Below are 12,038 nucleotides of genomic sequence, written 5' to 3'. Positions count from 1 at the left end.
GATTTTATAAATAGTCTTATTTCGTCACGTTGATTTTCTTAACATTTTCCTGCCATTTTTCGGTTCTGAATTCAAGCAGCTTAGCAAGCCCCGCTTTTTCGGTGTTCTTTTTAGCTGTCTTTAGCGCCGACAACACCGCTTCATCCGACTTCGCCTGAACCATCTGGGCGTAAGCAAGGGTATAAATATCCCCGATATTCTGTGCGATGATGCCGATCTCTGTATCCGGAATCGGATCGGTATTTACAAACTCTGTGATATCCAACGCGGTTTTCCAGGTCACCGTGGACTGCGCCACGGTCTCCCAGGATTTCTGGTTCGCGGAAAGCAGCGCCTCGAGGCTCATTTTCGCCGTATCAATAAAGGTCGTATTTCCCGCCCAGTTAAAGTCCTCGAATTTCCGCATCGTTTCCGTACGCTCGTTAGCAGGAGTCGTCTTGTATTTCTCGTTCGGGATTGGAGCTCCGTCCGCATCCTCTTCATCCCAGTACAAGCCTTTAGGACCGAAGAAAAGCACCTTCTGCCCCTCCGGACCCGTAATCCAGTCAAAATAAGCGAAGATGGCCTCCGGATCCTTGGCCTTTTTCGTAATGACATTAACGTTCCAACCCAGCGTCTCAAAGCCGCTTACAAACACTCGTGTTTTGTCTAGTCCGGATTTATGAATCGGCCATATAATCTCATAACCGCTGTCCGGATTATTCGCTGTCAGTGCCCGGTGTCCCTCTGCTCCATACGTAGTGATATTGGATTCGACCATGACTGCTACCCGGTTGGTATTGACCTTTTCTTTGACCGCATCCTGGGTTTGCTGCAGTGCATCCTGCGTAATCAGCCGTTCACGATACAGCTTATTAATATACAGCACCATCTCTTCGTAAGCAGGATCATCCAAGATAGATGACAGCTTGTCGCCATCCGGATATCCCATGAGTGAAATAAACTTACTGGTGGAGTTCTCCTTAAAACCACCATACATAATTTCCAGACCTGCCCCCTTCTCCCCAACCTCCAGAGGTACTACATCCGGATACTTTTCTTGCACCTTAAGCAAATATTGATACAAATCATCAAAGGTCTCCAGCGCCGGTCTGCCGAGTTCGTTATAAATATCTTTATTCACCATCCATCCGCCGTTGCCGAATTGCCCGGATGTATACCAGTTCGGGATTTGATAGATTTTCCCGTCTTCTGAACGGAGCAAATTCAGGGTGGATTCCTTCACATATTTCTTGAAGTTCGGATACTTCTCATAGTAATCATCCAGCGCAACGAGTTGTCCTGCCTGCACCAGCCGCTCCACTGAGGATCCCCGGTCAGTAAAAATGACATCCGGTAAATCACCGCCGACGATCATCGTGTTGAGCTTTTCTCCGGCCGCTCCTCCGGATTGTATGGGTTCAACAGTAACCTTACGGTTCTCCTGAATCCATTTTGTCGCCTCATTATCCCCCCAGGGTGATGTCGTAAGCCAGTCATAGTTTCCATAGAAGCTGAAGGTGACGGGCTTGATCCCGCTGCCGTCATCTGTGGCGGCCTCAGTATTCAGATTTTTCTCGCTTGTGTTTGATGAAGTGTTAGAATTTCCTCCTCCGCTACAGGCAGCGAGAAGAAGCACCAGTGAAGTCAGCAAAAGAGATACCCATTTCATACGATTGCGCATCTTTTCCCTTCTTTCTACATAATATGGAGACTGCTATTCTTTCATCGAACCAATCATTACGCCCTTAACAAAGTACTTTTGGAGAAAAGGATACGTCAGGATAATTGGAATGGTAGCGATCATCATCGTAGCCATAGTCAGTGACTTCGTGGTAATCGTCCGATTCCGGTTCATATGATCCAGCGCGATAGCATTCGATGAGCCAATTTGGGTCATGATGTTGGAGTTCATAATCTGGCGCAGCAGGGTCTGTATAGGGAGCAAGTGATCCTTTGTAATATAGATCGCTCCCGTAAACCAGTCATTCCAATAACCTACTGCGGTGAATAAGGCAATCGTGGCCAGCACCGGGCCGGAGACCGGAATGACGATTCGGAAAAAAATGCCGTAGTTGCTGCTGCCGTCGATTTTGGCAGATTCCTCCAAACCCTCCGGCAGAGCATGGAAGAAGGTGCGGATGACAATCATGTTCCAGACACTGATGATGCCGGGGATAATCAGCACCCAAAAGGTGTCCAGCATACCCAAAGAGCGAACTAGTAAATAACTAGGGATGAGCCCTCCACTGAAGAACATCGTAATCATGAAGAACACCATATATTGTTTTCGAAAAAGCAATGTCTTCTTGGACATTCCGTAGGCTAACAGTGCCGTGAAAAAGACAGACAATGCCGTGCCGCTTAACGTTCTAAGAATGGTGATCAGAAAAGAATTCAGCAGGCGTTGATCCTGAAACACAATATAATAATTTTCCAGGGTAAAAGCTCTCGGTAACAAGGTTACACCGCCGAGCGCCGTATCGCTCCCTAGATTAAAGGAAATGACCAACGCATTCCAAAACGGGTATAGCATGAGTAACGCCAGCAGCGTCAAAAGGGTATAAATACTCCGCTGCATGATTTTGTCGCCTAGGCTTAGTCTCATTGTTCACTCCTCCTAAAAGGTTTATGGAGCATCGGAAGCATTCGCTATGAGTAGTAGTACTACCAGAGACTAACATCTGCCCGGCGAGCGATTTTGTTGGCCGTCACTAGCAGAATGACACTGATCACCGCCTTGAATAGCCCTACAGCTGTCGCATAAGAGAATCTGGCATTTAAAATCCCAACACGGTACACATAGGTGTCGATAACATCGGAGTAGGGTCGCAGAATTGGATTGGTTGCCAGCAGCAAAATGTCCTCGAAGCCCGCACTGAGCAGACTGCCGATGGCAAGAATCATAAAGATAATGATAATGGGGGTAATGCTGGGGAGTGTAATCAAGTGAATTTGCTTAAACCGGCTTGCTCCATCTATAGAAGCGGCCTCATATAGGGTTGGATCAATACCTGCAATCGCGGCCAGGTAGACAATGCTCCCGAATCCGACCTCTTTCCATACATTTACGCTTACTAGAATCGACCAAAAGTATTTGGGTAACGCCAGGAAGTTAACTGGCTCCCCTACCAAATTGAATCGCTCCAGCAAATAGTTCACCGTTCCGTTATCAACGGATAACAGCGAAAATACAAAACCGGATACAATAACCCAGGACAGGAAATAAGGTAAATAGCTGACGGTCTGGATAATCCGTTTAAAGCCCATATTCCCGATTTCATTCAGCATCAGTGCAAGAAGAATCGGGGCAGGAAAAGAGATAATCAATTTAAGCAAGCTAATCACAAGGGTATTTCGCATCACATTCCAGAACTCCGGCGCCTCGAAGAACATTCTGAAATGCATAAATCCAACCCAGGGGCTCTTCATAATGCCGCCAAAAATATCGTATTGCTGGAATGCCATAACCACGCCATACATCGGAATGTAGCTAAAAATGAATACAAAGATAATTCCCGGCCAAACCATGGACTGCAAATCCAATTGACTGATAAATTTCTTCCATCTACGCGGTTTCTCGGCCGTGTTCATCCGCTTTTCCTCCTCTGGACGATTCTAGTGAAACAACGGCAACAACGATTTGTTCTTCTCCAGCATTTCATCCAGCAGTTGTTCAGCTACGGTGACCGAAGGCACGAGCGGATGATGAACCATAGCCTGTAGGGCTATATCCCGGTCTCCGTGCACAGCCGCCTCGATGGTGAGGCTCTCGTATTGCTTGACCGCGGCCAGCAAGCCTTTGATGGGCTGAGGAATTATACGCAGCGGAATCGGCAGCGGGCCTTGCTTGGTTACCATACAGTTCACCTCAATAGAGGCATCGTCCGGCAAGAAGTCAATCATTCCGTTATTCCTTACATTCAACGTCTGGATATCGCGGGAATCATTATAAATGGAGCGCATCAGCAGCACTGCCGCCTCCGAGTAGTAGGCTCCGCCGCGCTGTTCCAACTGCTTGGGCTTTTCCTTCAGCGCTACGTTCCGGTACAGTTCAAACAGCTCTTCCTCCACCTTCTTCACTACCTCAGCGCGCGATCCAGTCGTTGCTGCTGCTTCCTTCTGTTCCGCAAGCATCGCGTCCGTCATATAGTAATAGCTCAGGTAATAAGAGGGAATCGCTTTCAAAGCATTCAGAAACCGGTAGTCCCAGGAATCAAACGGCACATTGCTCGCCTTGTAACTCTGCGGGTAATCAATGAGCTCCTGCAACTTGCTTTTACCGTCAATCACGATATCGGATACCCAGTGCAGATGGTTGATGCCGACAAACTCCGCGTAGATCTTCTCCATAGGAAGTCCGAAGAATTCGGAGAGCCACTTTTGAAAACCAATCGGCGAGTTGCACAAGCCTACGCTTTTTACCGATGAGTATTTGTGAACAGCTTCAGTCACCATACCGGCCGGATTCGTAAAATTCAGCAACCAGGCATCCGGAGCCAGCTCCTCAATGTCTTTGCAAATATCCAGAATGACCGGGATGGTCCGTAGACCTTTCATCATCCCTCCGGGACCTGTCGTCTCCTGGCCGATGACATTGTATTGAAGCGGAATTAATTCGTCCCATTTGCGCGCTTCCAGCATGCCTACCCGGATTTGCGTACATACAAAGTCCGCTCCGGCAATGGCCTCCCTGCGCTCAAGTGTCTGGACCACGGTAATCGGCAGTCCGGACTCAGCAATCATGCGTTTGCTCAGTTCTGCAATCGTATGCAGCTTCTCCCTTCCCTCCTCAATATCCACCAGCCATACTTCGCGAATGGGAAGCTCTTGGTGATGCAGGATGATGCCTTCAATAAGCTCAGGCGTATACGATGATCCCGCTCCGATGACAACCAGCTTCAATGTTTCCTCCATGATAGACCCTTCCTTCATCTTTTTCATTTTGGTCTTATAAAAACTAGCCTATTGTGTTCAGTACTTTCCCCTGTGATAGATTATCTAGAACCTTCTGATCTACACGCATACCGCTGCTTTCCATAGCCAGAACGACCGATCCTACAACCGGCTCCCGGGTCAAAATCCTTAAAGTGCCATTCGGAGCCGACAACTTCACTCTTCTCTCAATGGCCCGCCGGATGATGCCTGAGCGGTCTCCCTTTGTCAGCAGGCTGCCTGCAAGTACGATGTCGAAGAAGTCCTCCTCCATGCCCAAGCGATGGATGGCCGATGCCGCGGCCAAACCCAGCTCATCCCCTTGCTTGACCAGCAGCTCGGTGGCAACCTGGTCCCCTTCCTCTGCCGCTTGAAACAATAGTTCAGCAATATGGGGAGGCAGGTCTCTGAAATGATCCAGGTAATCCTCTCTTAGCTCCGAAACATTGGAATAGCCCAACAATTCCGTTAAGCGTTCGGTTAGGACCGTCTCCTTCTCTCTTCCCTCATCCGCCCGAAGGACGCTACGGAATACCTCAATACTTAAATCATAGCCACCGCCATAATCCCCGAACCGGTAGCCGAATCCACCACATTGGTATGTAGCACCCAACGGATTTTTACCACTACAGTTCACGCCTGATCCGCAAATCAGCACGATCCCGTAGTTCTTCTCTGTACCTGACCGCAAGGCAATCCAGGTGTCGCAGGAAATCTCAGTTTGGGGAAGATCAAAGCTGCTGATGATCGGTCGCAAAATCCGGAAATCAGCCTCTCTGTCCGCTCCCGCTAAGCCGAACCAGGAGTAATCCAGCTGATCCTTGGTCAGCCCTGACGCCATAATTGCTTCCGATATGGCCTGCTGCAAACTGTTCACCGCCTGCTCACGGTTTATTTGATGATTTCCGATCCCACCCTTGCCAACTCCGATGACCTTCCCTTGTTCATCTGCAATCATTGCGTGGGTTTTACTGCCTCCTGCATCAACTCCCAAAAAATACTTCACGGATGATTTCACTCCTAAAATTCAAGGTAATCTAACAGATGCGGTGGATTCACGAATGAGTAGCTGCGGAGCAAGCTTCGTTACAGCGGGCGGCATCACCTCCCCGTTGATCATTTTTAGTAGTAAATCAACGCCTATATTGCCCATTTGTGCCTCAGGTTGTCTGACCGTCGTTAACCGCGGGTAAAATTCACCTACGAACTGCTGATCATCAAATCCAACAATTGAGATATCGTGGGGTACTCGAATTCCCTCTTCCCGGAGAGCCTGAACCATTCCAAGAGCAATAAAATCGTCCCCGGAAAAAAAAGCTGTCGGCAGCTTATCTTCGCGGATCCATCTCTTGGCCACCTCATAGCCGCCGCTTACTGTAAAACTGCAGTATTCCGTTCCGAATGGCGTTAACCCGGCATCCTCGAGCGCTTGGACATAACCGCGCTTACGCTCCGCTACACTTAGAAATACCGAAGGGCCGCCAATATAGGCGATTTGAGTGTGCCCAAGATCGAGCAAGTGCTTTGTAGCCTCATACCCGCCTTGATAGTTATCGACCACGACGCTAGGCACATCCTCATGCTGAAACTGGTTATCCAGCAATACAAACGGAATATTTTTTCTTTTCAGTTCCTCTACATATGCCTTTTCTTCAAGTGGGGACAACAGGATAATTCCATCAACGCGATCCTTCTGAAACAGGAAATTATCGCCTTCATCCTCATTCTCGGCGATCGATAGGGCTAAAAAATACCCTTGCGCCGCCAGCTTCCGGTTCACCACGCGAATAACCCGGTCATAGAAAGAGTCGTTAAAGTTGGTAATCGACATCCCGATGACTCCCGTTTTGCCTCTCACAAGACTCCGCGCTGCTGAATTGGGCTGATAATTTAATTCCTCCATAGCTTTCAGTACTTTCTGTCTATTAGCTTCCCGTACAGAGGGTAAATTGTTAAGCACCCTGGATACGGTCACTACAGAGAGTCCCGACTTTTTGGCTACATCATGTATATTCATCTTAGCTTCCATACCTCCGTCACCCGAAAGTTTAAACGATTAAACTTTTTAGGTAAATAAAAAAACCTTACCTTTCGTGATATTTCTATGTTCTGATTGAAAATTGCACACTGAATGTCAGCTTTGCCTTTATCAAGAACACCAAAATTCTTTACAAAAGTTTTAAGGTTTTAACTAATTTACATTCTACTTACATTTCCAATATCCGTCAATACATAAAATGCAGCCAAAACAAAAAGCAACTCATCCGCAGACAAGTTGCTTTTTAGACACGCTATTCCCCCTTCCATTGCTTCTATCATCCTCAGGTTAATTGGTAATTACCCATTTTTGTCGATCAAGAGTAGGATCAAGCTCGCTAAGGGACAGTGTCGACCCATCCGCTGATACTTCCATCGCTTTCTTATGATGAGCAGAAATAATACTTACGGTACCATCATCATTTTTGTGAAAAATCCAACGCTGATTGTTATATCCGAGATAAGGGTATAACTGAATTTTATTTTGCCCTGTGTCTAGATCAAGCGCCTGACCGGCTGTTGTACGAATAGAATAGGAACCTGCATCGTCCCCCGTCGGCACGAATACCCACTTCTGATCCGTAAAATCATTCGCATCCTTCAGTGTAACAGCTTCACCATTTGCGAGATTTGCTGTATAAAGGGATTTCTCTAGTTCTGCATTTACTAGACTGGAAGTGGTTAAATCGGCAGGTGTTTCTCCGCTCACGTTAACGTTTTGATATGAAACATTTCCGCCAAATACATGTAGTCCAAAGCGGCCTTCTGCAAATACGCCGTCCTGGAGGTCGATCACTTTCTGCCCATCCACATAAACCACGATATGCGGGCCCTTCGCTTCGATTTTCACTTTGTAGGTTTGACCCGGCTGAATGAACGTCGGAACTTTTGCTAGAATCTGACGCTCTTCAAAACGGCCGTCGATTTTATAAAACAGACGGATGGACTTCATATTCGGATCCAGATTTAAGTAGTATCCGCTGCGTCCATCTTCGCTGGCACGGAACAACATAGAGCCTGCTCCTCCGGATCTCCCTAACATCATCTCTGCTTCATAAGTAAAATCTCCTGCCTGCTTCTCTGCGATATAATTCGCGTCACTCCAGTAATTTCCACGAATCCCATTTTCACCAATGACCCAGGAGGCTGCAGATAGATCTTTAGTCCACCCACTTAAGTTCGTATGAAATTTACCCCCAGATACCTTAACTAATAAGCTAGCCGATGTCTTCCCATTTGGAGTAGAGACGGTAATGATAGACTCGCCTTCTTTTTTAGCTACAAGGGTTGCCTGGGAGTTATCCACCACGTTTAGTTCAACAACATCCTTGTTACTGGAATTCCATTTAAGCGGCTGTGCCCCATTACCGGTACCATTCTCTACCATCGCCAAAAGTATGTCGCTTTGCCCCTTGCTCAGTTCGCGATCACTTGTATCCATCATTATCTTGGTAGCTGAGCCCGTCTCCTGATTCCATACAGAGCCTAACTGATTCACCTTCAGAGATACGACTTTTACGTTGCCTCCTTTGGTGTAAAAACTCAAAGCTCTGCTGGCTGGATCCGGAAAAATGACGTCAGAGAAAACAACTTTACCGTTGTTGCCAAAAACCTCAATAGAAGACTCATCTACAAGGATACGCAGCTTAACTCGCTTGTTCTCCGTTTGCATTGCCGCTTCATGTCTTGTACTAAATAGACTCGAAAAATCCGTCAAACCAGATGCAGACCGATCCACGAAAATCCGACCCTCACCAGGTTTATATCCAACAACCGTTTTTTGACTTCCCCCTACACGAACGTTAAAGCCAAATTCACTAACCTGACTACCTGCTGGAATTTCTACTTCAGCTTCAATTTCGTATGCACCAGAGGTAACCCCTTTCAATAGATTCTGAGAAGAAGGACTCACCTCTTTGTTGGCAGTAGAATACAGCTGACTACGCAGCAATCCCAACTCCTTGATCGGGCTTTGAGCGAGCTGAATCCCATCTTTTGTCGTTACTAATGAGACTTCTCTTGGGATTGACAGTACGCCTTTCCAATGGCTTGTTGGAAAAGCAAACGGATAGTCCCAGTTTGTCATCCACGCCATCATTACGCTGCGATGATCTGGCATGTTTGAAAAAGACATTGAAGCGTAGAATTCTTTTCCAAAATCTGTTCGCAATACTTTCCCTGCCGGATTATCATTAACGAATTTACCATCCGCTGTTAAATGACCCACAAAATATTCAGCATCTGATCCGCCTGTTTTTGAATTCGCTCCTGTACTAATCATCAGAACCCATTTCTTCTGTGATGTTCCGTCTACCGAAAGCTGAAGCAGATCCGGACATTCCCATACACCGCCGCGAACATAGTCCCCGTAACCCCAACTATCTGTCAGGTTCCAATCAAGTAGATTTGTTGAAGTAAAGAAACGAATATGATCTCCACCGGATACAACCATTACCCACCTGTTATTGTCATTATCACGAATCACTTTAGGATCACGGAAATCCCAGCCTCCCGGCTCCCCTCCATTATCGCCTGGATTTCCGATAACCATTGGACGCGTCTTGGAATATTCCCAAGTACGACCTTGGTCCTTGCTGTATGCAAGACCGATACGCTGATTCCCATTCGGGCCATCGGGATTATAGGAAGTGTAGTAGGCAATTAGACCTTTACCTCCTGAATCCCCGAACAAACCTGATGCATTCGTCAAATCTGCCACAGCTGATCCAGACCAGACATGCCCATGATCATTCCACGGCAGCGCAATCGGAAGCCGCTTCCAGTTCAGCATATCTTTACTGACAGAATGTGCCCAAGTGCCTCCGTCCTGATGGAATAGATGATATTCACCTTCGAAGTAGACAAGTCCGTTCGGATCACTGGCAGAACCACGAATTGGCGTATAGTGGTATTGAGGACGATATTTTTCACTATAATAATTGCTGCCATCCGTCACATAGGTATCCTGGAAGTAAGCTGTTCCCTGTTTAACAACGATTCCTGCATATCCATCGGTATAGGTTTCATCTGTTAGATCGATTGCGGCCGGGGTGTATCCGTCTAGAAAGATCTGAATTCTGTTTCCCTTCGCCTTTATCTCTACATGATGTTTTGCTCCGGCCTGACTTGGATAGGTATGCTGTGAACTTGCAATCGTTGTTCCGCTAGCTTTCGTCAGACTTACACGAACCTGATTTCCTTCCTTTGTCAGGGCTGCTTCATATCCCTTTGTTCCATCAGCCGATGAACGAAAGGCGAGCGCTGCAACAGAATCAGGACGAAGAGATAGATTTCCTTCATATACAAAATCAGCAGCTTGTTTATTATAAATTTGCTGTGACTTCATCTGCTTTACTGCCATTCCTTTCTTGCCGTTGATATTAGGCTGCCATTGTCCTTTATTTGTAACCACAGCACCCAAATTTCCTTTCAGGTCACTCACGAAAATATTTTGGAACAAAACAGAACCATTCCATACATTGAGTCCCAGCTTACCAGTACGATACGCATCATCCTGAACCTCAATCAAAGGTTTATATTCGTTGTCCCAATATACTTTCAGTGATGAACCCTCTGCTTTCACCTTGAGATGATAGATCTCTCCTGCCTTAATAGTAACCTTCCGCTCCTCTTTTAATTTCCCTTCACCATCACTTGCGTCTCGTAAGCGGATCATACCTGCATTCGGAACAATTTGGAGCATGTAGGAACCCCAGCCATCTTCATTAGAACGGAACAATAAGGTCGCGTCCGCTTGCATATCCTTGATCATGACATCAGCTTCATAGATAAAATCCTCTGACACCGTTTCGGAGATTGCCATTACATTTTCTTGTGGATCGGAAGTCAGTAAAATCCCTTCCACAGTATCCGCCAACTTACCTTTTCCTTTTATTTGCCAACCTGTCAAGTTTGTGTTTGTTTTGGTTACGCTTTCAAAAATAGAAAGCCCCTCCTTAGCTTGTTTACTTACCTCCTGATCAGCGGGCGCAGCCCAACCCATACCGGGATTGGCTACATATATGCCTGCGGAAGTCATAACAAATCCTGTTGCCATGAGAAAGGATAAAACTACTTTTCCCTTATTAACCATCCTCTTCACCCTCTTTTTCTATCATCAATCATTTCTTTTATTGTAAAATAAGAAGGAGGCCAATTCATTGCACTGACCTCCTCTCTATATTCTTTTACAATTGAGCAGAACTCTGACTTTCCAGTGCTGTGAGTCCAAGAGCGAGAGCACCACATAATCCCGCCTGTTGGCCTAGTCCTGGTGGAACGATATACTCATCTATGTGTTCCAAAATAGTACTTGAGCTGACATAACCGTTCAGGTTCTGTAGCACGGCCTGCCGAATAAGTGGAAATAATTGTGACTGCTGCATAACACCACCACCCAGAATGATTTTCTGAGGAGAGTTAAGTAATATAGCACCCGTAATCGACTGTGCAATATAAAATGCTTCCATTTCCCATGCAAGGTGATCTATAGGAAGTTCATGTCCCTTCTTCCCCCACCTTGCTTCAATAGCAGGACCTGCCGCCATCCCTTCTAGGCAGTCCCCATGATAGGGACATCCCCCTGGGAATTCATCTTCAGGATGGCGTCTTGTAAGAACATGACCCCCTTCAGGATGCACAAGACCATGAATAAGTTTACCTTCTGAATACACTCCCACACCAACACCCGTGCCAACTGTATAGTACAAACAGCTGGATAACCCTTGGGCTGCGCCCCATTTGGCTTCACCAAATGCCGCTGCATTGACGTCCGTGTCCCAACCAAAGGGAACCGAAAAGTTTCTTTTCAAAGTGCCCAGCATATCGTAATTTCCCCAACCTGGTTTTGGTGTTGTTGTAACGTAACCATACGTCGGACTATCTGGGCTTATATCGATTGGACCAAACGATCCAATTCCGATAGCTTCTACTGGTTTGTCTTGAAAATATTGAATAACTTTGGGCAACGTCAACTCAGGATGTTCTGTCGGGAAACTGATCTGATCTTCAATGATCCCATTTTCATTCCCGATGCCACATATAAACTTCGTTCCGCCAGCTTCAATCGCTCCTATACGCATATACAA

8 protein-coding genes are annotated in these 12,038 nt (G+C 46.6%); all 8 read right to left on the bottom strand.

Features of this window, described 5'->3' with window-relative positions; all coding sequences use genetic code 11:
- Window positions 1-16: 16 nt before the first annotated feature.
- Entirely contained in the window at window positions 17-1,663 is a 1,647-nt protein-coding gene (locus NST25_RS07220) for an extracellular solute-binding protein (RefSeq protein WP_340393636.1), read from the bottom strand.
- Window positions 1,664-1,696: 33 nt separating this feature from the next.
- Window positions 1,697-2,587 (bottom strand): carbohydrate ABC transporter permease, encoded by an 891-nt coding sequence (locus tag NST25_RS07215; RefSeq protein ID WP_076185342.1) that lies wholly within the window; start codon window positions 2,585-2,587, stop codon window positions 1,697-1,699.
- A 59-nt stretch (window positions 2,588-2,646) separates the two neighbouring features.
- Window positions 2,647-3,573 carry an ABC transporter permease subunit gene (locus tag NST25_RS07210; protein WP_076185343.1) on the bottom strand — a complete coding sequence of 309 codons (927 nt, stop codon included), beginning with the start codon at window positions 3,571-3,573 and terminating at the stop codon, window positions 2,647-2,649.
- Between the two features lie 24 nt (window positions 3,574-3,597).
- The gene (locus NST25_RS07205) at window positions 3,598-4,896 is read right to left on the bottom strand and encodes a 6-phospho-beta-glucosidase (RefSeq protein WP_076307094.1); all 1,299 of its coding nucleotides are present in this window, start codon (window positions 4,894-4,896) and stop codon (window positions 3,598-3,600) included.
- A 43-nt stretch (window positions 4,897-4,939) separates the two neighbouring features.
- The gene (locus NST25_RS07200) at window positions 4,940-5,920 is read right to left on the bottom strand and encodes a BadF/BadG/BcrA/BcrD ATPase family protein (protein WP_076125294.1); all 981 of its coding nucleotides are present in this window, start codon (window positions 5,918-5,920) and stop codon (window positions 4,940-4,942) included.
- A gap of 21 nt (window positions 5,921-5,941) precedes the next feature.
- Window positions 5,942-6,943, bottom strand: coding sequence for a LacI family DNA-binding transcriptional regulator (locus NST25_RS07195; RefSeq protein ID WP_076125296.1), 1,002 nt, complete (start codon window positions 6,941-6,943; stop codon window positions 5,942-5,944).
- Window positions 6,944-7,240: 297 nt separating this feature from the next.
- Complete coding sequence (locus NST25_RS07190) at window positions 7,241-11,044, bottom strand: GH32 C-terminal domain-containing protein (protein ID WP_340393631.1); 3,804 nt, start codon at window positions 11,042-11,044, stop codon at window positions 7,241-7,243.
- 94 nt (window positions 11,045-11,138) lie between these two features.
- Complete coding sequence (locus NST25_RS07185) at window positions 11,139-12,032, bottom strand: ROK family protein (protein WP_076309640.1); 894 nt, start codon at window positions 12,030-12,032, stop codon at window positions 11,139-11,141.
- Window positions 12,033-12,038: the final 6 nt, after the last annotated feature.

It is taken from the genome of Paenibacillus sp. FSL E2-0190 (assembly GCF_037992965.1).
In the GTDB taxonomy this organism is placed as follows: Bacteria; Bacillota; Bacilli; order Paenibacillales; family Paenibacillaceae; genus Paenibacillus_AQ; species Paenibacillus_AQ odorifer.
The sequence above is the reverse complement of the archived record's forward strand: the minus strand, read 5'-3'. Positions and strand labels throughout refer to the sequence as shown.